This window comes from Actinoplanes sp. NPDC019969 (genome assembly GCF_055562375.1).
This window is the reverse complement of sequence record NZ_JBVHFK010000001.1, coordinates 628,749-651,367: the sequence shown is the minus strand read 5'-3', so window position 1 is coordinate 651,367 and position 22,619 is coordinate 628,749. Positions and strand designations below refer to the sequence as shown.

Sequence of the window (22,619 nt, the reverse complement as noted above, 5' to 3'; positions counted from 1 at the left end):
CTCAGCGGCACGGCGGATGTGCCGACCTGTCCGAATGAGCGGGTCCGCCGAGGGGTGCGCCCGAACGGCTATACGACGGAGGACCGGGTGAGCCTGACCGACCTGGCCAGTGTCCTCTGGCGCTCTCGGGAGCTGCTGGAGATGCTGCTGTTCAAGCTTGAGGAGGAGCAGCTGCTCCTCGCGACAAACCGGTCCCGCTGGCTCAGCCACGCCACCCGCGAGGTCGAGGTGGTCCTGGATCAGATCCGGCAGACCGAGGTGATCCGCGCGGCGTACTCCCAGGAGGTCGCCGTCGAGCTCGGTCTGTCCCCGGACGCTTCGCTCGGCGAACTCGCCGACGCGGCCCCGGACCCCTGGTCCGATCTGCTGCACCAGCACCGTAAGGCCTTTCTGATGCTGACGTCGGAGATCAGGGCCCTGGCCGACGTCAACCGTGATCTGCTCACCGCAGGTCAGCGTGCGGCTCGCGAAACCATGCTCGCGTTCGCTGAGACTGTGGAAACGTACGGACCGCAGGGCCAGACCGTCAGCGGCGCCGTGCGGCGCCCCACCCTGGTTGATGAGGCGATCTGATGGGCAGCACATTCAGTGGACTCAACACGGCGCTCACGTCGCTGTACGCGCAGCGCCGGGGCCTGGACGTCGCAGGCCAGAACATCGCGAACGCGAACACCGAGGGATACACCCGCCAGCGGGTGGTGATGCACGGGCAGAACGCCAATCTGGTGCCGGGCGTCTACGCCACCACCGACGCGGTCGGCAACGGCGTCACGGTCACCTCGGTCGAGCGTCTCCGCAACACCGCGCTGGACCAGCGCAGTTACACCGAGCACGCCAACTCCGCGTACCACAACGAGCGGACGAGCGCGTACAACCTGATCGAGGACGTGTTCGGCGAGCCCAGCGACACCGCCCTGCAGGCGCGCCTGCAGGACATGTGGGACGGGTTCAACGCGGTTGCCGCGCACCCGGCGCAGAAAGCGCCGAAGGCGGCCGCGCTGGAGCAGGCGACCACCGTCGCGGCCTCGCTCAACGACGCGGCCGGCGCGCTGAACAGCCAGTACGTCGCGACGCGGGCCAGCCTCGACACCTACGTCGGCGAGGTCAACAAGACCGCCGCCTCGATCGCGAAGCTGAACCACGAGATCGTGGTGGCCAGCCAAGCCGGCTTGCAGGCGAACGAGCTGATGGACCAGCGCGGGCAGCAGATCCTCAAGCTGGCGGAACTCGCCGGGGCGACCACCACCGACTCACCGAACGGCGCGACGAACGTCTACATCGGAAACGCGCAGCTGGTCAGCGGGTTCAACGTCCGCGAGATCGCGATCAAGGAGCCCAGCGCGACACGGCTCGAGAGCCTCGGCACTGTCAACGGCGATGGGCAGCGCATCGACGTAGCTCTCCAATGGAAGGACAACGGCACACCGGTGAGCGCCGGCGGGACGATGGGCGCCCAGACCGAGCTGCTCCGTGAGGGCGGAACGCTGGCGACGTGGTCGCGGCGTCTCGACGATGTCGCCACGAAGCTCGCGGCGGACGTCAACGGCGTGCACGCCGGCGACCCCATCGCCGCATTCGGATACGACGGCAGTTCCGGCCTCGATCTCTTCGTGGCCAAGGAGGGCACCACACTCAACGCCAAGAACATCATGGTCAATCAGGAGATCGTCGATGACGTCGACAAGCTGGCGATCTCCTCGGGAAATCCGAAGGGCGGGACCCCGGTGCTCGACGGCGATCGGGCCGACGCGCTGGCCGAGCTGGCCGATTCCCGGACGGGTGCGGACGCCGCGTACCAGTCGCTGATCGGTGATCTCGGGGTGGCCGCGCAGTCCTCGACCCGTCGGCGCGACATCCAGAACGCGGTGACCGACCAGGTCGACGCCGCACGGGACTCGGAGTCCGGGGTCAACCTCGACGAGGAGATGACCAACCTGCTCACCTACCAGCGTGGGTACGAGGCGGCCTCCCGGGTCCTGACCACGATCGACTCGATGCTCGACCAGCTGATCAACCGCACCGGCCTGGTCGGCAGGTAAGGAGGACGCTCATGACGAGTCCCCGGGTGACACAGAGTGGCATCCAGACCAGGACGATGGCCGGCCTCCAGCGGAATCTCAACCGCACCCAGGAGGCGCAGGACCAGATCTCCAGCGGCAAGCAGCTACGCCGTCCGTCGGACTCTCCGACCGGCACGGTGACCGCGTTGCAGCTGCGGGGCGAGGTGCGCGCGAACAAGAAGTACTCCACCAACGCCGACGACGCGCTGGGCCGTCTCGGGACGGTGCAGGACACCCTGCAGAGCGTCACGGAGCGGCTGCAGAAGGTCCGGACGCTCACGCTGGAGGCGGCGAGTGCCGGCGGTGGCAGCACGCCGCAGGCGAACAGGGCGCGTGCCGAGGAGATCGAGCAGATCAAAGGCACATTGATTCAGTACGCCAACACGAAGTACCTGGATCGCCCGGTCTTCGGCGGGTCCACTCCGGACGCCACCGCCTACGGGGACAAGGGTGAATACCAGGGTGAGATCGCGGGGGAGACCACGCGTGCCATCGGCCCGAATGCCAAGGTGCGGGTCGACGTCCGTGGCCCGGAGGTTTTCGGTCCGGACACGGTGGACGGCGTCGACAACGACAAGCAGTTGTTCCGCGTTCTCGACGGTCTCGTCAAAGCCATGCGGGACCAGAAACCCGAGGACATCCAGACTGGCCTGAAAAACCTGGATATAGCCACCGAAATTGTTAACTCAACCCTTTCCGACGTAGGCGCCCGATATAATCGGGTTACGCAGATGAAGCAGTCCGCTGAGGATCGTTTGATGTCCGTGTCGTCGCAGTTGTCCGATATCGAGGATGTCGACCTGCCGAAGGCGATCATGGAATTGCAGCTCCAGCAGACCTCGTATCAGGCCGCCCTGGCCGCCACGGCCAAGGTGATCCAGCCCTCGCTCATCGATTTCCTGAGGTGACCATGAGTATTCGCACCGCATCCCGACCGATCGAGTCCACCATGACCGACCCGTCGCTGGGGCTGCCGACCATCACGATGGCGGTGCCCATGGCGGGGTTCCCGGCACACCGGGATTTCGTTCTGGTGCGTCTCAACGACGACGGTCTGCTCTACGCGCTCACGTCTGTCGACAACCCGGAGCTCCGCTTCCTGGTGGCCCCTCCGGAGCCGTTCTTCCCGGAGTACGCCCCGGAGATCGACAACGCGGTCTTCGCCGCCCTGAACACCCAGGACCCGGACCGGGTGCTGCTGCTCACGGTGATCACCGCCGGCGAGAACGAGACCACTGCCAACCTGCTCGCCCCGATCGTCGTCGACCGGGACAGCATGCGTGCCATGCAGGTCGTCCTCAACGGCTCGGGCCTGCCGGTCCGGGCCATCATGAACCGGAGTTTCTGAACCTCGTCAGTGCGGGCGCGGTCGCGTTTCGGCGCGGCCGCGCCCCATGCTCTTCCATGGATGGAGGAGGGCCCCGATGCTTGTGCTGACCCGGCGGGCCGGGGAGAGCGTGATGATCGGCGACGATGTCGTCATCACGGTCCTCGAGGCCCGCGGCGACGTCATCCGGCTGGGCATTCAGGCGCCCCGGGACGTGCAGGTGCACCGCGAGGAGGTCTACCGCGAGCTCAAGGAGGCGAACCGGGCGGCTGCCTCACCCACCGATGACGCCGTCCACGCGCTCGCTCAGATGCTGGGGAAACCGGAATCGTCCGAGTGAGACAGATGGTTCCGGGCGCCCGCCGCGATTCGTCGCGGCGGGCGTCTTCCTGTGCATGAGAAGAAGCATGCCGGGGCCGGGGTGCGCCGGCTGGTGCGGCCGGGTTGCCGGTACGGTCCACGGTCACGCTCCCGACCTGCACCGGCCGCTGACCCCGGAGACAACGTCCGGCCCGCACTCTCGTTCTTCGGCGGGACAGTCCCGTTTCTTTCAGCCGGGGAGACAACGTGGGCGAATCAGCGGTCGGTACGGCAGGCGCGCTCGATCTGACGGTGGACGCGCACGTGCACACCGGTTTCGCGGCCGGCCGGGACGCCGTCGGTGTGGTCGTCTCCGCGGCCGACCGGGCCGGTCTGACCGCGCTGACCTTCGCCGACCAGGCGGCCCCGGACACCACCTGGCTGTCGGCGTACGCCGACGCGGTCCGGCGGGCCCGGCACCGTACCGAGATGACCCTGCGGGTCGCCGCGGAGGTGGAGGTGGTCCGCGCCGACGGCTGGCTGGCCCTGCCGCCGGACCTGGCCCCGTTGGACGCCCTGTCGGTGGCGGTCTCCGGGCTGCCGACCGAGGACGGGCTGCTCGGCCCGCGTGAGGTGCGGGCCCGGCTGGACGCCGGTGTGCTGACCGCCGGGCAGGTGGCCGAGTCGCTGGTAGCGGCGACGGTGAAGGGCCTGGAGCGGGCGTCCCGGTACGTCCCGGCGCAGCTCGCCCGCCCGCTGTCCCTGCTCGGCCAGGCCGGTGTCGACGACTCCGTGGTGACGCCCGCGCTGGTCGCCGAGCTGGCCGCCGCCTGCCGGACCACCGGCGCCGTGGTGGAGGTCAGCGAGGCGTGGCGCAGCCCGTCCGCGCGGGTGGTGGAGATGCTCCTCGACGCCGCGGTGACGGTGGCGCCGGCCAGCGACGCCCGGTACGCGGCCGAGGTGGGCCGTTGGCAGTACCTTCGCCGGGTTTGAGTGAAGTCAAGGAAACAGCGAAACCGAACACGAGGCGAAATCACCTCCGTACTCTCTGTGATGCCAGCACTTCAGCATGGGAGAGTTGCGATGAGCATGGTTCAGCAGGCTATCGAAGTGAGTGCGCCGGTCCACACGGTGTACGAGCAGCTCGCGGCGTTCGAGAACTACCCGCGGTTCATGACCGGTGTGCGGCAGGTGACGTCGATCGGCGCTGACCAGACCCACTGGATCATGGATGTGGACGGCAAGCGCCGCGAATTCGACGCCCAGATCATCGAGCGGTCGCCGGACGAGCGCGTCTCCTGGTCGACCATGGAAGGCCCGCTGCTCGCCGAGACGATCACGCTGCGCCCGATGGGTGAGACGAAGACCCAGGTCGTCGCCCAGCTGGAGGCCGACATCGCCTTCCTCATGCCCAGCGACCGGCACGGCCAGGAGTCGCTGACCCGCCGGCTGAAGGCCGACCTCACCACGTTCAAGGGCCTGGTGGAGAGCGGTGTGCTGGGCGGACGGCCGATCCCGCACGGCGGCGCCAGCTCGAAGCAGATGAGCGGCCGGTCGCACACCCTGCTGCCGGGCATCGGCATGGACGCGCCGTCGCCGGCCTCGGTCGCCGCGCGCATCCGCAACCGGAACGCGACGGGCCCCGCCCCGAGCCCGGGCGCCGGATGGGACACCGGCGCCGCGGACCTGAGCAACGCCGACCCGACCGGCACCGGGCTCACCGACAACCCGCTGCACAACGCACCCACCTCGGCCGACATCGGCAGCGGCGGCATCGCCGGCACCGCGCGGATGGGTGGCCGCAACACCGGCTCGGACATGTGGGGCCACGGCATGATCAACGAGGAAGAGCGCGGCTGACCCGCGAACGTCAGAAGGCCCGGAGACGCGCAGCGTCCCGGGCCTTCGGCTTGCGTGTGGAGTTCGGCCGCTATGCGCGCCCGAACTCAACACGCGGAAGGCGCCTCCAGGGTCACGATCAGGCGCGCGCCCCGAGGCTCGGCGTGCTCGTAGCTCACCGCGCCGCCGTTCGCCTCCACCAGGTGCCGCACGATGAACAGGCCCAGCCCGGCGCCCCGGATGAACCGCCCGAACAGGTTCGGCAGCAGGTCGTCCGGGATCCCGGCGCCGCTGTCCTGCACCACCAGGCGCACGGTGTCCCCGGCGGCGCGGCCGGCCCGGATGTGGACCGGCGGGGAGCCGTGCGCGAACGCGTTCTTCACCAGGTTCTCCACCACCACGCTGAGATGCCCGCGGTCGGCCAGCGCCGACAGCTCCTCGTCGATGACGATCTCCACGTCGCCGGTGCCGACCGCCGTCCCGCAGGCCGACTCGACCACCTCGAGCAGCGGCACCGGCACCCGCCGGGCGGTGACCGCGCCGGTGTCCAGCCGGAAGAGCAACTGCAGGTCGTTCATCATCTTGATGAGCCGCCGGGTGTTCTTGTCGATCTTCGTGGCGAGTTCCAGCCGGATGTCCTCGGGCAGGTCCGCCCAGTCCGCGCAGAGCAGCTCGGCGAGGCTCGCGATGGAGCTGATCGGTTGCGCCACGTCGTGGGTCAGCATCGAGGTGAGGTCGTTCTTGAACGCCAGCGCCGCGGCCAGGTCGGCGTTGCCGCGCTCGAGCTCGGCCGCGTGCTCGGTGAGCGCGTCCTCGGCCTGCTTGCGCTCGGCGATGTCGATGTAGGTGGCCACGTACCCGCGGGGGGCGCCGGCCGCGTCCGGGATGGCCGCCATGGTGGCGAGCACCGGCACGTCGGTGCCGTCGGCGCGGGGCAGAAGCCAGTCGCCGCCGGTGCCGGGAGGCGGCAACGGCGGCGTGGCGACGGGTGGCTGGTCGTGGCCGGTGAGTTCGCGCCAGCGGCGGTTGACGTCGATCACCCGGTAGTTGGCGTCGAGGACCATGACGGCCTCGTTCATCGACTGCAGCAGCGTCTGCGCGAAGTCCTGCCGCTCCCGGAGCTCGGCGACCAGATGCCGTTGCCGCTGGTCGGCGTCGTCGAGGGTGCGCACCAGGTAGGCGAGCAGGGCGAGCAGCGCGAGGGCGGCGAGGACCACCCCGGTGCTCACCGCGGCGACCGGACGGCTCGCGCCGGTCCGCGCGGCGAAGGCGCTGACCAGGGCGGCGACGATGGGTGCGGCGATCAGGGCGGGAGCCAGGCGGCGTACGGCCACCCGGGGCCCCGACTCGTCGAGGGTGTGCAGCGGTCCCGTCTCGGGCCGGGCCAGGATGGTGCCGACGGCCAGGGCGAGCAGTGTCCCGGCGAGCGTGGGTGCCATGACGCTGTCCGGTCCGCGGCCGGGCGGGAAGGCCGGCTCGAACAGGCGTGGCACCAGGGCGACCAGCGCGATGATGGCGGCGCCCAGCAGGAGCGGGTCGGCGACCCGGAACGCGATGCCGCCGGCCCGGCCGGGCACCCGCAGGTCGAGGCAGGCCAGTGCCAGCCCGGACAGGGTGGTCGCGACGGCGGCGGCCGGGTGGGTGCCGAGTGACGCGGCGCCCACTGCGGCGGCGCCCAGGGCGAGCAGCGCGGCCGCGCCGGCCCGTAATCGGCCGGCTCGGCCGCCGGCCGGTGTCACCTGGAGCAGGAGGGCGAGTCCGGCGGGTATGAGGGCGACCGCCGGCCCGGCGTCGAACGTGTGCAGCGCGCCGAGAACGGCAACCGTGACTCCGGCGCACCCGGCGGTCAGCCGGGACAGTCTGCCCACGTCATGCGCCGCGATATGCACAAATACCCCCAAGACGTGAGGGAAAGAGCATATCGCGGGCTACCCCGTCGGGCGGTTACCTCCCGGCCCAGTCGAACCCGTCCTCGAGACGGATCTTGCTGGCGACGCGGGTGATGTCGGCGTGGTGCCGGTTGGCGTGGTGGCCGCAGAACGCGAGGTCACCGCCGCTGGTCAGGACTACCTCCAGCTTGGCGGCCGCCCCGCAGCGATCGCAGCGCTCGGTCATCTCGCCGACGGTGTCGATCTCGGGCGACAGCAGAGTGGTCATATCGCTCTCCTTGCTCGGGTGGCATTACGGCTTGGTGTAGCGGTGCAGCGGTCCTGACAGCGAGAAGTTCGGCCCCCCGCACGGTCGGCTTAGAGGTTCCCGGTGTGACTCATCCGTCGCCGGCAGGCGCAACCCGGCCACTACCCGGACGAACCCGGGGACGCACTCCCCTCTCCCCAACATTCCCTCAGCCGCTTTCGGCATGCCCCCGGACGTGCAGATATGCCGCCGAGTGAAGACAACCGAGAGGACCACACCAGATGTTCGGTAACGACGCCCGCCGCCCCGCCTTCCGCCTGATCGCCGCTGCGAGCGCCGCCACCGCCCTGCTCTGCGGGCTGACCGGGCCGGCTGTCGCGGCGCCGGTCGGCCCGGTCCTGGGAACCGGGGTGGACGGCGCCATCCCCGGCAGCTACATCGTGGTCCTCAAGCCCGGGACGGGCGCCGCCACCTCCCGCGAACTGGTCGAGGAGTACGGCGGCACGGTCGCCGGCGACTACCGGGCCACCGTCCACGGCTTCCACCTGAACGCCACCGCGGCCCAGGCCCGGCACCTGGCCGCCGACCGGGCCGTGGCGTTCGTCGAACAGGACGCCGAGATCAGCGCCGCGGATAGCCCGGCCATCCAGTCCGCCCCGACCTGGGGCCTGGACCGGATCGACCAGCCCACGCTGCCGCTGTCCGGCTCCTACACCCACCGCTCGGCGGCCGGCGTCACCGCGTACGTCATCGACACCGGTGTGAAGGTCGGCCACCGGGAGTTCGGCGGCCGGGCCGTGGACGGCTGGGACTTCGTCGGCAACGACGCGGTGGCGGACGACTGCCACGGCCACGGCACGCACGTCGCGGGCACGATCGGCGGCGCCACCTACGGCGTGGCCAAGGACGTCGGCCTGGTCGCGCTCAAGGTTCTCGGATGCGACGGCAGGGGCAGTTACGCCGGCTTCATCGCCGCGGTGGACTGGGTGACCGCGAACGCGAAGCGGCCTGCCGTCGCCAACATGAGCCTGGGCGGTTCGCGGAGCATGTCGCTCGACGCCGCGGTGCAGCGTTCGATCGCGCAGGGCGTCACCTACGTGGTCGCCGCCGGCAACGAGAACCGGAACGCCTGCGAGGTGTCGCCGGCCGCCACCCCGGAGGCGATCACGGTCGGCGCCACCGACACGGCAGACGCCCGGGCCGGGTTCTCCAACTACGGCCCCTGCCTGGACATCTTCGCGCCCGGCGTGCGGATCGCCTCGGCCGGCACCGGATCGGACTGGGACGTCAAGCTGCTGAGCGGCACCTCGATGGCCGCCCCGCACGTGGCCGGCGCGGTTGCCCTGGTCCTCGGCGCGCACCCGGACCGGACGCCCGCGCAGGTGCGTGACGACCTGGTCGCCGGCGCCACCACGGACCTGGTCGGCAACCCGGGCGACGGCTCCCCGAACCGCCTGCTGCACACCGGCCCCTTGAACACCGTCTGACCCCGTACCAGCTGGTTGTCACGGCTGTCTCGCGGGCCGGGAGACAGCCGTGACAACCAGCCGGAGAAACCCGCCGACCGCCGTACGCCGGGGGCCGGTGACGGATAGCGTGAGAGCGACCCCAGCCCGAGGAGGACCGAGATGTCCGAGGCGCCGGTCGCCGAGAGGCCGACAGTCCTGGTCGTGGACGACGAAGAGGACCTGCGCGACATCATGCGTCGCATGTTGGAACGGCGCGGCTCGTACCTGACGCTGGCGGCCGGTGATCAGGACGAGGCCATCGGTATCTGCCGGGAGCACCCCGGCAAGATCGACGTGCTGATCACCGACCTGACACTGCCCGGCGCCTCCGGCGGCGAACTCGCCAGGATGATCCGCGGCATGCGGGCCGGCATCGGCGTCGTCTTCGTCTCCGGCCTGCCCAAGGACATCGCGGTGGCCAAGGGCGAGATCACCGAGGCCGACGTGCTGGTGAAGAAGCCGTTCACCGCGGACGCCCTGATGTCGGCGGTGAGAGAGGCCCTGGAGAAGAAGGACGAGAGCAGCTGACGAACTGTGTGTGGAGTTCGGCCGCAATGCGCGCCCGAAAGCCACACACCGGCTAGAGCGGCCAGGGCACGGTCAGTTCGCCGAGCCGCCAGCGGGCCGGGCCGCCGAGCACCGGCCAGCCCTCGGAACGCATCCGCCGGACCGTCGCCAGCCAGCGCTGGCGCGGTCCGAACGGGGTCGCCTCGGTCTCCCACGCCCGGCTCAGCGCCCGCAGCAGCTCGTGCACCGGGTGCCCGGGCACGTTGTGGTGGATCAGGGCTTTCGGCAGCCGTTCGGCGAAGACGGCCGGATGCTCCAGCACCGGCAGCCGGGCGGACAGGGTCAGCGTCGCCGGCGTGCCGTCCTCGACGACCGTCCAGGTCGCGATCCGGCCCAGCTCGTCACAGGTGCCCTCGACCAGCAGCGCTCCGGTCGCGGTCATCGTGCGCCAGGCCGCCGCCACCTCGTCCTCGGGGTACTGCCGCAGCACGTTGAACGCCCGCACCACCACCGGAGCCAGGCCGGCCAGCTCGAACCCGCCGCGCCGGAACGCGAGCCACGGCGGGTCGGCGAAGGGCTGGGCGGCGCTCACCCGTACCGGATCGATCTCCAGACCGACGACCGTGACGTCCGCGCGGACCGCGACCGCCAGCCGGTTCCGCAACTCGACAGCCGTCACCGGCGTCGCGCCGTAGCCCAGATCGACGACCAGCGGCTGCGCCGCTTCTTTCAGGAGCGGACCACAGTGGTACGCGAGGAAGTTGTCGACGCGGCGCAACCGGTTGGGATTGGTCGTCCCCCGGGTGATCGCGCCGACCGGCTTCACCACTCCTACTTCTCCCGGTGCACCTTGTGTTGGGCGGCCTGGGCGATCGGGCGCACCACCAGCCGGTCGACGTTGACGTGCTGCGGGCGGGTGGCGGTCCACGCGATGCAGTCCGCGATGTCGTCGGCGACCAGCGGCTCCTTGACGCCGGCGTAGATCGCGTCAGCCTTCGCCTGGTCGCCCCCGAGCCGGTTGAGCGAGAACTCCTCGGTGTGCACCATGCCCGGGTCGATCTCGATCACCCGGACCGGCTTGCCGGACAGCTCCAGCCGCAGCGTCTGGACCAGGGCGGTCTGCCCGTGCTTGGCCGCGACGTAACCGCCGCCGCCCTCGTACGCCGTGAAGGCGGCGGTGGACCCGACCGTCACGATCGTGCCGCGGCCGCTCGCCTCCAGCGCCGGCAGCAGCGCCTGGGTGACCCGCAGCGTGCCGAGGACGTTCACCTCGTACATCCACTGCCAGTCCTGGACCGAACCGCCGGCCACCGGGTCGACGCCGCGGGCCCCGCCGGCGTTGTTGACCAGCAGGGTGAGCGGGCCGCCCAGTGCGGCGACCGACGCGGCCAGGCGTGCCACCGACTCCTCCGAGGTGATGTCGCACTCGACCGCTGTCGCGTTCGCCCCGATCTCCTTGACCAGCGCCTCCAGCCGGTCGGCGCGGCGGGCGGCCGCGACCACGTGGAATCCCTCGGAGGCCAGACGGCGTGCCGTGGCGGCGCCGATCCCGCTCGATGCCCCCGTGACGACTGCGATGTTCAGCATGCCGCGATTCTTTCGCACGAGCGGTACCCCCTCGCACGATCAATGACCTGGATCACCCCGGGTCCGCTGAGTGGTGGTTCGGTGAACGCCGATGGGGAAGATGAACCTTGGCGCAACAAGTTCTCAGGCCTGACACGAAGGAGACAGCGTGGCTGGATGGCCGACTCCCCGACGAATCGCCACGCTCTCCGTCCACACCTCGCCCCTGGAACAACCGGGCACCGGGGACGCCGGTGGCATGAACGTCTACATCGTCGAGGTCGCCAAGCGGCTCGCCGAGCGGGACGTCGAGGTGGAGATCTTCACCCGGGCCACCGCCGGCGACCTGCCACCGGTGGTCGAGATGGCGCCCGGGGTGCACGTGCGCCACGTGACCGCCGGGCCGTACGAGGGGCTCGCCAAGGAGGAGCTGCCGTCCCAGCTGTGCGCCTTCACCAACGGCGTGCTCCGGGCCGAGGCGGCGCACCCGCCCGGCCACTACGACCTGATCCACTCGCACTACTGGCTGTCCGGCCAGGTCGGCTGGCTGGCCCGGGAGCGCTGGGGCGTGCCGCACGTGCACACCGCGCACACCCTCGCCAAGGTCAAGAACCGGTTCATCGCCGCCGGTGACCGGCCCGAGCCGAAGGCCCGGGTGATCGGCGAGGAGCAGGTGGTCGCGGCCTCCGACCGTCTGGTGGCGAACACCGAGTTCGAGGCGCACGACCTGATCGAGCACTACGACGCCGACCCGTCCCTGGTGAGCGTCGTGCAGCCGGGCGTGGACCTGCGGCGGTTCCGGCCGGGCGCGGCCGACCGGGCCCGGTTCGGGTTGCCCGAGCACGGCCGGATCGTCGCCTTCGTCGGCCGGATCCAGCCGCTCAAGGCGCCCGATGTGCTGATCGCGGCGCTGGCCGAGATGCGGGCCGCCGGCTCCGGCGCCACCCTGGTGATCTGCGGTGGCCCCAGCGGCAGCGGCCTGGATCGGCCGTCCTCGCTGATCGAGCTGGCCGCCAGGCTCGGGGTCACCGGCTCGGTGGTGTTCCTGCCCCCGCAGACCGGCGAGGGCCTGGCCGCGCTCTACCGCGCCGCCGACCTTGTCGCGGTGCCGTCCTATAGCGAGTCGTTCGGCCTGGTCGCCCTGGAGGCGCAGGCCTGTGGCACCCCGGTGGTCGCGGCCGCGGTCGGTGGCCTGGTCACCGCGGTGCGGGACGGGGTGAGCGGCGTGCTGATCGACGGGCACGACCCGCGGGACTGGGCGAAGGTGCTGGACCGGCTGCTCGACGAGCCCGGTCACCGGCGCCGGTTGGCGGCCGGCGCGGTGGCGCACGCGTCGCAGTTCTCCTGGGATCGCACTGCCGAGTCACTGATCCGGGTCTACCGTGACGCGGTGAGCGAGCATCGGGCGCTGATCGCGGCGCGACTCGAGGGGGCGTCGTGCGCATGGTGACGGAACTGATCGAACGGGTGCTGACCGAGCGGGAGCTGGACTGGGAGTCCACCGGCGACTCGTCCTATGTGGTCAGCCTGCCCGGCACGCGGAAACTGAAGACCGCCTGCAATCTGATCGTCGGCGAGCACGCCTTGCGGATCGAGGCGTTCGTGATGCGCCGGCCGGACGAACGGCACGAGGAGCTGTGGGCGTGGCTGTTGCGGCGCAATGCCCGGATGTACGGTGTCGCCTTCTCGATCGACACCGCAGGCGACGTGTACCTCACCGGCCGGGTCGCACTGAAGGCGCTCGACGAGGACGAGCTGGATCGCCTGCTCGGCTCGGTGCTGACCTATGCCGACGAGTCGTTCGACACCATGCTGGAGATCGGTTTCGCGACCTCGATCCGCCGGGAATGGGACTGGCGGGTCAAGCACGGTGAATCGACGGCGAACCTCCAGGCCTTCAAGCATCTGGCGGAACGTCCCGAATAGTCCCGCTCCCTTTGATCATCTAGCGCGGTCTATCCCGGTCGCATGGTCCAATGTGGTCCCGGCCGGGAATCGAACCTTGTTACTCATCGATGTATGCGCTGTTGCGTTCCTGGGTACTGGCAATCTTCCGGCGAAGTCCCCGCGTTTCCCGGGCTTGACGGCGCATGCTTCGATGGCCGTCTACCGTGCGTCGCCATTTCCCGCGCCTGCTCCGCTGAACGGTATTCCCTGACCATCTCGGGAAACCCGGACGAGTGATTGGCGGATCGTCCGATCGGTTGGTTGTCGGCGAATGTGACGGTTGAGACAGATGTCGACACGAAATCGGGTTGTGGGGCTTGACTCGCCCAACTAGCGTGGTCGATGGACGCCGAGCCGTCAGTTCGGGGAACGGGTCGATCAGCAATGATCGCCGCGGTCCGGCGTTTGGGGACGGGTGGCATGAGCCGTTGGGGGACGGCGCGACCCGAGACCGGCGGTTAGTGCGGACGGCGCCTATGGGGATGGGTGTCGTCCGCCGCCGCCGGCGCTATTGTTTCCAGTTCATTTCGTTCCGCTTAATGTATGTAAGCGGGATTTCGCCGTGTGTCAGACCGGCGCCGCCACCATCTCCTCCTCGGATGCCCGCAATCGAGCGGCACGCCGTGCGCGGGCCGGGCCGGCCAGCAGCTGCCCGGCCGCGACCACGAGGCACAGGACGAAACAGCCGCCCCAGAGCACGGCGTCGCCGCCCCGCTGCAGGATCAGGCCGCCGAGGATCGGGGCCAGCGCCGTGCCGGCCGACCAGGTGAGCGAGTTCAGACCCTGGTAGCGGCCGCGCAGCCCGGGCGGGGAGAGCGCCGCCACGGTGGCCGCGTTGCTGGGGGACTGCAGCATCTCGCCGAGGGTCCAGATGACGACCGTCACGGCGTACATCCACGGGGTGTGCGCCACCGCGACCAGCCCGAAACCGCAACCGACCAGCACCGCCGCGACCGCCAGCACCCGTGCGCTGTCCCGGCCCTGGATCAGCCGGGGGACGAACAACTGGCCGACGACGATCAGCACGCCGTTGACGGCGATCACCGTGCCGTAGGTCGCGGCCGAATGCCCGTCGGCCAGCATGCTGATCGGCAGGGTCGACAGGTGCTGCAGGAAGACCATCACGGTGGCCAGGCTGAGCACCAGGTAGACGCCGAAGACCGGGTCGCGCAGCGCGGCGCCGAGGCCGGGGCCGGCCTGCCGGTGGCGCGGGCCGGGCGGGCGGGTCTCGGCCAGGAAGATCGCCGTGATGACCGCGGTGATCAGGGTGCTGGCCGCGTCACCGGCGAAGAGCAACAGGTAGTCGACCTGGGCGGCGAACCCGGCGAGGATCGCGGCGAGCGCGAAGCCGAGGTTGATCGCCCAGTAGTTCAGCGAGAACGCCCGGACCCGGTCGTGCTCCGGCACGATGTCGATCATCATCGCCGAGAACGCCGGCCGGGCCGCCTCGGCGAACGTGCCGAGCAGGAACGCGGCGACGGCGATCTGCGGATAGGACTCGGCCATGCCCAGCGCGAGCATCAGCGCGGCGGCGCCGAACTGGGCGGTCAGCATGGTCGGCCGGCGGCCCCACCGGTCGGCCAGCACGCCGCCGGTCAGGGTGCCGATCGCGCCGCCCGCGCCGTAACAGCCCAGGATCAGGCCGGCCTGGCTCTGCGAGAAGCCCCGATCGGCGGTCAGGTAGATGCTGAGGAAGAGCACCACGAAGGAGCCCAGCCGGTTGATCAGGGTCCCGGTCCACAGGAACCAGAACTGCCGGGGCAGCCCACCCGCCGCCTGCCGTAACCAGCCTCGCACCCGGACGCCTCCCCCGTAAGCACTGAACGGGACCTATTCCCTTACATCTGCGGATCCGGCGCAAGCGAGTTTCACTGTGGCGGCGGACACGTGGCGGGTGCCCGGCACGCCGCTCCGGGCGACGGGGGAAGATGTGTTCATGACTGGAACCCTGGTGCTGCTGCGGCATGGCAACAGCGAGTGGAACGCCAAGAACCTCTTCACCGGCTGGGTCGACGTGGACCTGGACGCCAAGGGTGAGGACGAGGCCCGGCGTGGCGGCGAGCTTCTCAAGGAGCAGGGGGTGCTGCCCGACGTGGTGCACACCAGCCTTCTTCGGCGTGCGATCCGGACCAGTGAGATCGCGCTGCACATCACCGACCGGCACTGGATCCCGGTGAAGCGTCACTGGCGGCTCAACGAGCGCCACTACGGCGCCCTGCAGGGCAAGGACAAGAAGCAGACGCTTGAGACGTACGGCGAGGAGCAGTTCATGCTCTGGCGCCGGTCGTACGACGTGCCCCCGCCGCCGATCGAGGCCGGCTCGGAGTTCGCCCAGGACGGCGACCCCCGGTACGCCGACCTCGCCCCGGAGATCCTGCCGACGGCGGAGTGCCTGAAGGACGTCCTGGTGCGGGCGCTGCCCTACTGGTACGACGCGATCGTCCCGGACCTGCGCGCCGGCAAGACGGTCCTGGTCGCGGCGCACGGCAACTCGCTGCGCGCGATCGTGAAGCACCTCGACGACATCTCCGACGAGGCGATCGCCGGCCTGAACATCCCGACCGGCATCCCGCTGCGCTACGACCTGGACGAGAACCTCCGCCCGATCACCAAGGGCGGCACCTACCTCGACCCGGTCGCCGCGAAGGCAGCCGCCGAGGCCGTCGCCAACCAGGGCAAGAAGTAACGAACGACGAAGGCCGGGACACCCCCGTGGTGTCCCGGCCCTCCTCTCCCCGCGCGGTGTGGCGGCAACCACACCCCCATGGTCGACGCGGGGTCCTGCTCAGCTAGCTCAGCTCGTCGGACTTCTCGCCGGTGATCAGGTAGATCAGGTGCTCGCCGATGTTGACCGCGTGGTCGGCGTACCGCTCGTAGAAGCGGCCGAGCAGCGCGCCGTCGATGGCGGTCTCCGCGCCGTACGGCCAGTCGTCGGCCAGCATGATCTTGAACAGTTTGCGCTCGTGGTCGTCGATCGCGTCGTCGTCCTTCTCGAGCTGGGCCGCGACCTCCGCGTTCGGCTTGCCGAGCAGGTCGGTGATCTTCTCGGCCATCTCGTCGGCGACCTGGGCCATCCCCTGGAAGGTCGGGCGCAGCTCGGCCGGAACCGCCGGCGACGGGTGCCGCCGCGCCGCGGTCTTCGCCACGTGCTCGGCCAGGTCGCCCATCCGCTCCAGGTCGGCGGCGATGTGCAGGGCGGTGATCACGCGCCGCAGATCGGACGCGACCGGCGCCTGGCGGGCGATGGTGTCCGCCACCTTCAGCTCGACCTGCTCGTAGATCGCGTCGACCTCGGCGTCCCGATCGATGACCGCGCGGGCGGCCTCGATGTCCGCTGTCAACAGCGCCGAGGTGGCCTTGCGCAGGGCGGCGCGGACGGACTCCGCCATCGTCACCAGCAGGCGGCTCACCTCGACCAGATCGGCCTGGTACTCCTCGCGCATTTTCCAAGTCCTTCTTTCGTGCGGCCACGGCCGGGTGCGGGCCCACGCTATTCGGGCGGGACGGCGGCTACGTGAACACCGGTGAACGACGCCGGGCGCGGCAGTGAACTTTATTCGACACGCGCCCGATTTGCCGTAATGGCCCTGTGGTTCAGGTAAACAATGACCCTACGATCGCTGCGTGGAGTGGGAATACGCCGCCGGCATGGTTTCTGCCGCGCTCGCCGTCGGTGTGGGAGCGGGCCTGGTGCTCGCCCGGATACGCCGATCGGGCGACCCGGGTGGAACCGGTGCCCCGGAGGGGAGCGCCGCCATCGAACCGGACGATGATCGCCCGGCGGGTAAGCACGGCCTGAAAGGGATCGGCCGGAAGAGTCTCGACTCGCTGCGGGTCGGTGTCGTCGTCCTCGACGCCGAGGATCACCCGGTGCTGGTCAACCCGGCTGCCCGTGCCATGGGCCTGCTGCGGTCCGGCGGGGCGCCGGGCACCATCGCGGCCCATCCGATCCTGCGTACCCTGGCCGGTCAGGTGCGGCGGACCGGCGTACGCCGCGAAGTCGAACTCGATCTTCCCCGGGGCCGTGCCGGTGGCGCCCAGGCGCCGCTCGGCCTGCATCTGCGCGCGGTCGCGCTGAACTCGACGCATGTCGCGGTCGAGGCCGCCGACGTGACCGAGGCGCACCGGCTGGCCCGGGTCCGCCGGGACTTCGTGGCCAACGTCAGTCACGAGCTCAAGACCCCGATCGGGGCCCTGCAGCTGCTGGCCGAGGCGCTGCTGGACGCGACGCAGCTGCCCGAGGCGGCGCTGGAGGACCACTCCGAGGACCTGCTGGCGGCGCGCCGCTTCGCCGAGCGGATCCACCACGAGTCCGCCCGGATGGGCCGGCTCGTCAACGAGCTGCTCGAACTGACCCGTCTGCAGGGCGCCGAGCCGCTGCCCAACCCCGAGCCGGTCTCGCTGGACTGGGTGATCGCCGAGGTGATCGACCGGACCCGCACCACGTCGTCGGCCAAGGGCATCGAGATCGCCTACGACGGGCCCAAGGGCGTCATGGCGTACGGCAGTGACAGTCAGTTCGCCACCGCCGTCACCAACCTGGTGGAGAACGCGATCGCGTACTCGGGCGACGACACCAAGGTCTCGATCACGCTCCGTCAGGACGACGAGTGGATCGAGATCGACGTCACCGACCAGGGCATCGGCATCGCCCCGCACGACGTCGAACGGGTCTTCGAACGGTTCTACCGCGCTGATCAGGCCCGGTCCCGGTCGACCGGTGGCACCGGTCTCGGCCTCGCCATCGTCAAGCACATCGCCACCAACCACGGCGGCCGCGTCGATGTGACCAGTTCACTCGGCGACGGTTCGACGTTCACCCTGCGCCTACCGGCGCGACCCCCCGAGTCCCCCTCGTCGTCACCGACGGCGATTGAGATCGAGTCCGGTGCAGCCGGGCGCTGAGCCCCTGTACGGACGACGGAAGGAACCACATTGGCCCGCGTGCTCGTGGTCGAAGACGAGGAGTCGTTCTCCGACGCCCTGTCGTACATGCTGCGCAAAGAGGGATTCGAGGTGTCGGTCGCCGCGACCGGGACCTCCGCCCTGACGCAGTTCGACCGGACCGGCGCCGACATCGTGCTGCTCGACCTCATGCTGCCGGAGATGTCCGGCACCGAGGTCTGCCGCCAGTTGCGGCAGCGTTCGGCCGTCCCGATCATCATGGTCACCGCCCGGGACAGCGAGATCGACAAGGTCGTCGGTCTGGAGATCGGAGCGGACGACTACGTCACCAAGCCGTACTCGCCGCGGGAGCTGGTCGCCCGGATCCGCGCGGTGCTCCGCCGGCAGGGCACCGAGGCCGCCGAGGTGAGCACCCCGACCCTCGCGGCCGGTCCGGTCCGGATGGACGTCGAGCGGCACGTGGTGACCGTCGACGGCGCCGGCGTGCAGCTCCCGCTCAAGGAGTTCGAGCTGCTCGAGCTGCTGCTGCGCAACGCCGGCCGGGTGCTCACCCGCGGCCAGCTGATCGACCGGGTCTGGGGCGCCGACTACGTCGGTGACACCAAGACCCTGGACGTCCACGTCAAGCGGCTGCGCTCCAAGGTGGAGCCGGAGCCGTCCGCGCCGCGCTACATCGTCACCGTGCGGGGTCTGGGCTACAAGTTCGAGCCCTGATTCACCCTTGCTCCTTGTACACCTTGCATGAGACTATGTGAGAGCCGGATGGCCCGCCCGTGATCGGGCCATCCGGTGCTCCAAGGGATCGGGGTGTGATCACGGGGTGGCCGGCTCCCGGCCACCGCGACGTGTCGGGGCAGTGGCGCGTGCGGTGGCCGGGTGCACGGCGATGAGGCCGGATTTGACCCGGGCCGCGCACAGCGAGGCCAGCTTCTTGTACGCGGCCTCGCCGATCAGCGCGATCAGCTCCGGGGCGTAGGAGAGATACATCGGCTCGGTCCCGACATGGGCGTCCGGTGACGACGTGCACCACCAGGCCAGATCGTGACCGCCCGGCCCCCATCCTCGCCGGTCGAACTCGGTCACCGTGGACTGCAGCAGCTTCGTGCCGTCCGGCCGCTTGATCCAGTCCTGTTCCCGGCGCACCGGGAGCTGCCAGCACACGTCCGGCTTGTAGGTGAGCGGGTGCACCCCGTCCCGCAGGGCCTGGGCGTGCAGTGCGCAGCCGCCGCCGGCCGGGAAATCCGCCTCGTTCAGGAAGACGCAGGGGCCGTCGGCGGCGCGGGTGGCCGTACGCCGCGCGGGTTTCGTCCCGTCGACGGTGTCCACCTCGGTGTAATTCTTGAACCCCCGGCGGTAGTGCTGCCAGGTCTCCGGGGTCAGCTTGGCGGCCGCGGCCTTGACCCGGTTCTCGTCGTCGGCGTCGGTGAAGAACGCGCCGTGCGAGCAGCAGCCGTCCTCGGCGCGGCCCGGCACGATGCCGCGGCAGGCGGAGCCGAAGACGCAGGTCCAGCGGGAGAGCAGCCAGGTCAGGTCGGCCCGGACGAGGTGCTGCTCATCGGCGGGATCGAGGAACTCGATCCATTCACGAGGGAAGTCGAGCGAGGTTTCCCGGGGTGGTCGCGTGCGGCTCATCCGCCTCAGCGTACGCCCACCCGTCGATCATGACCGTTTAGAGCTGATATATCCGCCGCGGTGGCGTATGGCTACGCTGGAGGGCGTGACTTCCCGCGTACCCGTGCTTCTCTCCAGCTCCTCGGTCTTCCCGGAGCCGACCGCGGCGGCGTTCGAGATGGCGGCCACGGTCGGCTACGACGGCCTCGAGGTCATGGTCTGGACCGACGCCGTCAGCCAGGACGCCGGCGCCCTCCAGGGCCTCGCCGACCACTACGGCGTGCCGGTCCTCTCGGTGCACGCCCCCTGCCTGCTGGTCACCCAGCGAGTGTGGAGCTCCGACCCGTGGGAGCGGCTGAGCCGGGCCGCCCAGCTCGCCGAGTCGCTCGGCGCGCCGACCGTGGTGGTGCACCCACCGTTCCGCTGGCAGGGCGACTACGCCCGCAATTTCGCCGGGGGCCTGGCCAAGATCCAGGACCGGCACCCGGACCTGTCCTTCGCGGTGGAGAACATGTTCCCGGTCAAGATGGCCGGTCGCTGGGTGGTGCCGTACAACCCCGGCTGGGACCCGACCGAGATCGGCTTCAACGCCTACACGCTCGACCTGTCGCACTGCGCCGCGTCCCGCATCGACGCCCTCGACATGGCCGACCGGATGGGCGCCGGCCTGCGGCACGTGCACCTCGGCGACGGCACCGGCGAGGGCCGCGACGAGCACCTGGTCCCCGGCCGTGGCAATCAGCCGTGCGCGGAGCTGCTGCGCTCGCTGGCCGGCCGCGGATTCACCGGATCAGTGGCGCTGGAGATCAACACGCGGAAGGCGGCGAGCCGCCCGGCCCGCGAGGCGGACCTCCGGGAAGCCCTGGAGTTCGCCCGGCGTCACCTGGAGCCGAGCCCGGCGATCACGCAGGGGTGAGGGTTCCGGCGGCACGCTTGCGGGCGCGGTGGGCGGCCACGTGCGAGCGGGTCGCGCAGCGCTCCGAGCAGAACCGGCGGCAGTTGTTCGACGACGTGTCGAGGTAGACGTTGCCGCAGCGCTCGTCGGCGCAGATGCCGAACCGGGCGCTGCCGAACTCGCACAGCCAGACCGAGAGCCCCCACACGGCGCCGGCCAGGTATTCCGCGCTCACCGAGGAGCCGCGGCTGGTGACGTGCATGTGCCAGTCGCTGGCGTCGTGGCCGGAGATGCGTGGCTGGACGGGGTAGGCCTCCAGCAGGCTGTTCAGCTCCCGGACCGCGTCGGCGTCCTGGCCGGTGGTGCCGTGCTCGAAGACCTCACGCAACCGGCGCTGGGCACGGCGGAACACCACGAGGTCCTTCTCGGCGACCTGATCGCGCATGTATGCCTGATCGCCGGAGAACAGGGCCCGCAGCCCGGCGAGGTCGTCCAGACCGGCGTTGACGAGGTCGATCGCCGTCCGGGCGTACGCATCGAAGTTCACCCGACAAAGGTAGCCGCAGGTGGGGTCCCTGGGCACGTATGTGTTGCCTCAGCAGGTCGGGGCATGTCCGGACGTTACGCTCGGCGCATGCTCCGTTCCCTGTTTCTCGCCGCGGCCGGGTCCGCCCGGCTCGAGCGACTGGTCGAGTCCGTCCCCGTCAGCCGCAATGTCGTGCGGCGTTTCGTCGCGGGCCACGGCGCCGACGAGGTGCTCCGGGTCAGTCGCGAACTGGCCGACGACGGCCTGACCGTCAGCCTCGACCATCTGGGTGAGGACACCCGCACGATAGAGCAGGCGGTGGCCACCCGCGACGAGTACGTCACGATCCTCCGGCGGCTCAAGGACGCCGGGCTGACGCCGGCAGCCGAGGTCAGCGTGAAACTGTCGGCCCTCGGCCAGCGGATCGACGAGAAGCTGGCGTACGAGCACGCCCGTGCCGTCTGTGCCGCCGCTGCCGAGGCCGGCACCACGGTGACCCTGGACGCCGAGGACCACAACTCCACCGACGCCACCCTCGAGACGCTGCTGGAGCTGCGTAAGGACTTCCCGTCGACGGGGGCGGTGCTGCAGGCGTACCTGCGGCGCACCGAGGGGGACTGCCGGGAGCTGGCGACGTCCGGCTCGCGGGTGCGGCTCTGCAAGGGGGCGTACGCCGAACCCGAGTCGGTGGCCTTCCAGTCGGCCCTGGACGTGGACAAGTCGTTCGTGCGCTGCCTGAACATCCTGATGTCGGGGGAGGGCTACCCGATGGTGGCCACCCACGACCCGCGGCTGATCGCGATCGGCGAGGACCGGGCCCGCTGGTTCGACCGTTCCACCGCCGAGTACGAGTTCCAGATGCTCTACGGGGTGCGCCCGGAGGAGCAGGCCCGGCTGGCGGCCGGCGGCCACACGGTACGGATCTACCTGCCGTACGGCGAGCAGTGGTACGGCTACCTGATGCGCCGCCTCGCCGAGCGCCCTACGAACGTGGGTTTCGTGGCCCGAGCCGTCAGTTCCCGGAAGTAAAGGGTCGAAACCGTCACAGATCCGGCGTGTCGGCCTTGACTTTTTGTGGGCATTTCACGGAACGTATCGCGTTGGTCACAGCCGTATCGATACCGTTCTGATGACACGCACGTCGTCCTCGCGGCGTCCGGGAGCCTCCGGCCGCGGCGGATCGTGCCTGCGAAAGGATCGGTGCGACGAGATGACGGGTCCAGCCCAGACCGCAGTCCAGACTTCCGGCCAGACCGAGGAACGGCTCTCCGAGGTGCGGTTTTTGACGGTCGCCGAGGTGGCCGCGCTGATGCGGGTCTCCAAGATGACCGTTTACCGGCTCGTGCACGGCGGTGACCTCACCGCGGTGCGGGTCGGCCGCTCGTTCCGGGTGCCCGAGCACGCGGTACACGCTTATCTGCGCGGAGCGTTCTCACAGAGCGCCTGACCGCAGGGGTCCTGTTGGTCCCCGGGGGGCCTGCCGGTACGCTGG

The 22,619-nt window shown here is 70.3% G+C and carries 25 protein-coding genes; 17 read left to right on the top strand and 8 right to left on the bottom strand.

All coding sequences use genetic code 11. The annotated features are described in order from the left end of the window. Positions 1 to 87: 87 nt before the first annotated feature. The 7 genes from ACZ3II_RS03100 (at position 88) to ACZ3II_RS03070 (ending at position 5,547) form a co-directional block, all read left to right on the top strand. On the top strand, positions 88 to 573 hold the full coding sequence (locus ACZ3II_RS03100) for a flagellar protein FlgN (RefSeq protein ID WP_465515950.1): 486 nt from the start codon (positions 88 to 90) through the stop codon (positions 571 to 573). Beyond that, positions 573 to 2,039, top strand: coding sequence for a flagellar hook-associated protein FlgK (flgK, locus tag ACZ3II_RS03095; RefSeq protein WP_465515949.1), 1,467 nt, complete (start codon positions 573 to 575; stop codon positions 2,037 to 2,039). The genes ACZ3II_RS03100 and flgK overlap by 1 nt, the downstream gene beginning before the upstream one ends. A gap of 11 nt (positions 2,040 to 2,050) precedes the next feature. After that, the gene (locus tag ACZ3II_RS03090) at positions 2,051 to 2,968 is read left to right on the top strand and encodes a flagellin N-terminal helical domain-containing protein (RefSeq protein WP_465515948.1); all 918 of its coding nucleotides are present in this window, start codon (positions 2,051 to 2,053) and stop codon (positions 2,966 to 2,968) included. Between the two features lie 41 nt (positions 2,969 to 3,009). Beyond that, positions 3,010 to 3,408: a flagellar assembly protein FliW gene (fliW, locus tag ACZ3II_RS03085; RefSeq protein ID WP_465515947.1), complete on the top strand. Its 399-nt coding sequence runs from the start codon at positions 3,010 to 3,012 to the stop codon at positions 3,406 to 3,408. A gap of 76 nt (positions 3,409 to 3,484) precedes the next feature. Continuing rightward, the gene (csrA, locus tag ACZ3II_RS03080; protein WP_465515946.1) at positions 3,485 to 3,727 is read left to right on the top strand and encodes a carbon storage regulator CsrA; all 243 of its coding nucleotides are present in this window, start codon (positions 3,485 to 3,487) and stop codon (positions 3,725 to 3,727) included. A gap of 227 nt (positions 3,728 to 3,954) precedes the next feature. Continuing rightward, positions 3,955 to 4,680 (top strand): hydrolase, encoded by a 726-nt coding sequence (locus tag ACZ3II_RS03075; protein ID WP_465515945.1) that lies wholly within the window; start codon positions 3,955 to 3,957, stop codon positions 4,678 to 4,680. A gap of 60 nt (positions 4,681 to 4,740) precedes the next feature. After that, positions 4,741 to 5,547 carry an SRPBCC family protein gene (locus ACZ3II_RS03070; RefSeq protein WP_465515944.1) on the top strand — a complete coding sequence of 269 codons (807 nt, stop codon included), beginning with the start codon at positions 4,741 to 4,743 and terminating at the stop codon, positions 5,545 to 5,547. Positions 5,548 to 5,633: 86 nt separating this feature from the next. Here ACZ3II_RS03070 and ACZ3II_RS03065 read toward each other — a convergent pair whose 3' ends face one another. Then, a complete protein-coding gene (locus tag ACZ3II_RS03065; protein WP_465515943.1) occupies positions 5,634 to 7,394 on the bottom strand; it encodes a sensor histidine kinase in 1,761 nt (586 codons plus the stop codon). 76 nt (positions 7,395 to 7,470) lie between these two features. After that, positions 7,471 to 7,683 (bottom strand): DUF7455 domain-containing protein, encoded by a 213-nt coding sequence (locus ACZ3II_RS03060; RefSeq protein WP_465515942.1) that lies wholly within the window; start codon positions 7,681 to 7,683, stop codon positions 7,471 to 7,473. A 260-nt stretch (positions 7,684 to 7,943) separates the two neighbouring features. On the opposite strand from ACZ3II_RS03060, the gene ACZ3II_RS03055 reads away from it, so the two are divergent. Together ACZ3II_RS03055 and ACZ3II_RS03050 are read left to right on the top strand one after the other, a co-directional pair. Continuing rightward, positions 7,944 to 9,149 carry a S8 family peptidase gene (locus tag ACZ3II_RS03055; RefSeq protein ID WP_465515941.1) on the top strand — a complete coding sequence of 402 codons (1,206 nt, stop codon included), beginning with the start codon at positions 7,944 to 7,946 and terminating at the stop codon, positions 9,147 to 9,149. 141 nt (positions 9,150 to 9,290) lie between these two features. Continuing rightward, a complete protein-coding gene (locus tag ACZ3II_RS03050; protein WP_465515940.1) occupies positions 9,291 to 9,698 on the top strand; it encodes a response regulator in 408 nt (135 codons plus the stop codon). Positions 9,699 to 9,750: 52 nt separating this feature from the next. On the opposite strand, the gene ACZ3II_RS03045 is transcribed toward ACZ3II_RS03050, so the two are convergent. Both ACZ3II_RS03045 and ACZ3II_RS03040 read right to left on the bottom strand, forming a co-directional pair. Next, complete coding sequence (locus ACZ3II_RS03045; protein WP_465515939.1) at positions 9,751 to 10,506, bottom strand: class I SAM-dependent methyltransferase; 756 nt, start codon at positions 10,504 to 10,506, stop codon at positions 9,751 to 9,753. Positions 10,507 to 10,508: 2 nt separating this feature from the next. Next, a complete protein-coding gene (locus ACZ3II_RS03040; protein ID WP_465515938.1) occupies positions 10,509 to 11,264 on the bottom strand; it encodes an SDR family oxidoreductase in 756 nt (251 codons plus the stop codon). Between the two features lie 148 nt (positions 11,265 to 11,412). Between ACZ3II_RS03040 and mshA the strand changes: the two genes are divergently transcribed. Together mshA and ACZ3II_RS03030 are read left to right on the top strand one after the other, a co-directional pair. Continuing rightward, entirely contained in the window at positions 11,413 to 12,693 is a 1,281-nt protein-coding gene (gene mshA / locus ACZ3II_RS03035; RefSeq protein WP_465515937.1) for a D-inositol-3-phosphate glycosyltransferase, read from the top strand. Then, the gene (locus ACZ3II_RS03030) at positions 12,687 to 13,169 is read left to right on the top strand and encodes a type III secretion system chaperone family protein (RefSeq protein ID WP_465516592.1); all 483 of its coding nucleotides are present in this window, start codon (positions 12,687 to 12,689) and stop codon (positions 13,167 to 13,169) included. The genes mshA and ACZ3II_RS03030 overlap by 7 nt, the downstream gene beginning before the upstream one ends. 588 nt (positions 13,170 to 13,757) lie before the next feature. Here the strand turns inward: ACZ3II_RS03030 and ACZ3II_RS03025 are convergent. Then, positions 13,758 to 14,987 (bottom strand): MDR family MFS transporter, encoded by a 1,230-nt coding sequence (locus ACZ3II_RS03025; protein WP_465515936.1) that lies wholly within the window; start codon positions 14,985 to 14,987, stop codon positions 13,758 to 13,760. 139 nt (positions 14,988 to 15,126) lie between these two features. On the opposite strand from ACZ3II_RS03025, the gene ACZ3II_RS03020 reads away from it, so the two are divergent. Beyond that, positions 15,127 to 15,876, top strand: coding sequence for a phosphoglyceromutase (locus ACZ3II_RS03020; RefSeq protein WP_465515935.1), 750 nt, complete (start codon positions 15,127 to 15,129; stop codon positions 15,874 to 15,876). Between the two features lie 103 nt (positions 15,877 to 15,979). Here the strand turns inward: ACZ3II_RS03020 and phoU are convergent, their stop codons facing one another. After that, positions 15,980 to 16,633, bottom strand: coding sequence for a phosphate signaling complex protein PhoU (phoU, locus tag ACZ3II_RS03015; RefSeq protein WP_465515934.1), 654 nt, complete (start codon positions 16,631 to 16,633; stop codon positions 15,980 to 15,982). Between the two features lie 181 nt (positions 16,634 to 16,814). Between phoU and ACZ3II_RS03010 the strand changes: the two genes are divergently transcribed. After that, positions 16,815 to 18,095 carry a sensor histidine kinase gene (locus ACZ3II_RS03010; protein ID WP_465515933.1) on the top strand — a complete coding sequence of 427 codons (1,281 nt, stop codon included), beginning with the start codon at positions 16,815 to 16,817 and terminating at the stop codon, positions 18,093 to 18,095. Positions 18,096 to 18,125: 30 nt separating this feature from the next. After that, the gene (locus ACZ3II_RS03005) at positions 18,126 to 18,809 is read left to right on the top strand and encodes a response regulator transcription factor (protein ID WP_043533249.1); all 684 of its coding nucleotides are present in this window, start codon (positions 18,126 to 18,128) and stop codon (positions 18,807 to 18,809) included. Positions 18,810 to 18,908: 99 nt separating this feature from the next. Here the strand turns inward: ACZ3II_RS03005 and ACZ3II_RS03000 are convergent, their stop codons facing one another. Next, positions 18,909 to 19,727: a DUF3109 family protein gene (locus ACZ3II_RS03000; protein WP_465515932.1), complete on the bottom strand. Its 819-nt coding sequence runs from the start codon at positions 19,725 to 19,727 to the stop codon at positions 18,909 to 18,911. A gap of 85 nt (positions 19,728 to 19,812) precedes the next feature. On the opposite strand from ACZ3II_RS03000, the gene ACZ3II_RS02995 reads away from it, so the two are divergent. Further along, entirely contained in the window at positions 19,813 to 20,622 is an 810-nt protein-coding gene (locus tag ACZ3II_RS02995; protein WP_465515931.1) for a sugar phosphate isomerase/epimerase family protein, read from the top strand. Here ACZ3II_RS02995 and ACZ3II_RS02990 read toward each other — a convergent pair. After that, positions 20,609 to 21,148: a CGNR zinc finger domain-containing protein gene (locus ACZ3II_RS02990; protein ID WP_465515930.1), complete on the bottom strand. Its 540-nt coding sequence runs from the start codon at positions 21,146 to 21,148 to the stop codon at positions 20,609 to 20,611. The two genes, ACZ3II_RS02995 and ACZ3II_RS02990, sit on opposite strands and share 14 nt — an antisense overlap. An 87-nt stretch (positions 21,149 to 21,235) precedes the next feature. On the opposite strand from ACZ3II_RS02990, the gene ACZ3II_RS02985 reads away from it, so the two are divergent. Both ACZ3II_RS02985 and ACZ3II_RS02980 read left to right on the top strand, forming a co-directional pair. Beyond that, positions 21,236 to 22,156, top strand: coding sequence for a proline dehydrogenase family protein (locus ACZ3II_RS02985; protein WP_465515929.1), 921 nt, complete (start codon positions 21,236 to 21,238; stop codon positions 22,154 to 22,156). A gap of 181 nt (positions 22,157 to 22,337) precedes the next feature. After that, positions 22,338 to 22,574: a helix-turn-helix domain-containing protein gene (locus tag ACZ3II_RS02980; protein ID WP_465515928.1), complete on the top strand. Its 237-nt coding sequence runs from the start codon at positions 22,338 to 22,340 to the stop codon at positions 22,572 to 22,574. Positions 22,575 to 22,619: the final 45 nt, after the last annotated feature.

Bases quoted from the DNA above. Each gene is read 5' to 3' on its own strand.
- flgK (WP_465515949.1), top strand. From the start codon at position 573: ATGGGCAGCACATTCAGTGGACTCAACACGGCGCTCACGTCGCTGTAC.
- ACZ3II_RS03090 (WP_465515948.1), top strand. From the start codon at position 2,051: ATGACGAGTCCCCGGGTGACACAGAGTGGCATCCAGACCAGGACGATG.
- fliW (WP_465515947.1), top strand. From the start codon at position 3,010: ATGACCGACCCGTCGCTGGGGCTGCCGACCATCACGATGGCGGTGCCC.
- csrA (WP_465515946.1), top strand. From the start codon at position 3,485: ATGCTTGTGCTGACCCGGCGGGCCGGGGAGAGCGTGATGATCGGCGAC.
- ACZ3II_RS03070 (WP_465515944.1), top strand. From the start codon at position 4,741: ATGCCAGCACTTCAGCATGGGAGAGTTGCGATGAGCATGGTTCAGCAG.
- ACZ3II_RS03060 (WP_465515942.1), bottom strand. From the start codon at position 7,683: ATGACCACTCTGCTGTCGCCCGAGATCGACACCGTCGGCGAGATGACC.
- ACZ3II_RS03055 (WP_465515941.1), top strand. From the start codon at position 7,944: ATGTTCGGTAACGACGCCCGCCGCCCCGCCTTCCGCCTGATCGCCGCT.
- ACZ3II_RS03050 (WP_465515940.1), top strand. From the start codon at position 9,291: ATGTCCGAGGCGCCGGTCGCCGAGAGGCCGACAGTCCTGGTCGTGGAC.
- ACZ3II_RS03040 (WP_465515938.1), bottom strand. From the start codon at position 11,264: ATGCTGAACATCGCAGTCGTCACGGGGGCATCGAGCGGGATCGGCGCC.
- ACZ3II_RS03030 (WP_465516592.1), top strand. From the start codon at position 12,687: ATGGTGACGGAACTGATCGAACGGGTGCTGACCGAGCGGGAGCTGGAC.
- ACZ3II_RS03020 (WP_465515935.1), top strand. From the start codon at position 15,127: ATGACTGGAACCCTGGTGCTGCTGCGGCATGGCAACAGCGAGTGGAAC.
- phoU (WP_465515934.1), bottom strand. From the start codon at position 16,633: ATGCGCGAGGAGTACCAGGCCGATCTGGTCGAGGTGAGCCGCCTGCTG.
- ACZ3II_RS03000 (WP_465515932.1), bottom strand. From the start codon at position 19,727: ATGAGCCGCACGCGACCACCCCGGGAAACCTCGCTCGACTTCCCTCGT.
- ACZ3II_RS02985 (WP_465515929.1), top strand. From the start codon at position 21,236: ATGCTCCGTTCCCTGTTTCTCGCCGCGGCCGGGTCCGCCCGGCTCGAG.
- ACZ3II_RS02980 (WP_465515928.1), top strand. From the start codon at position 22,338: ATGACGGGTCCAGCCCAGACCGCAGTCCAGACTTCCGGCCAGACCGAG.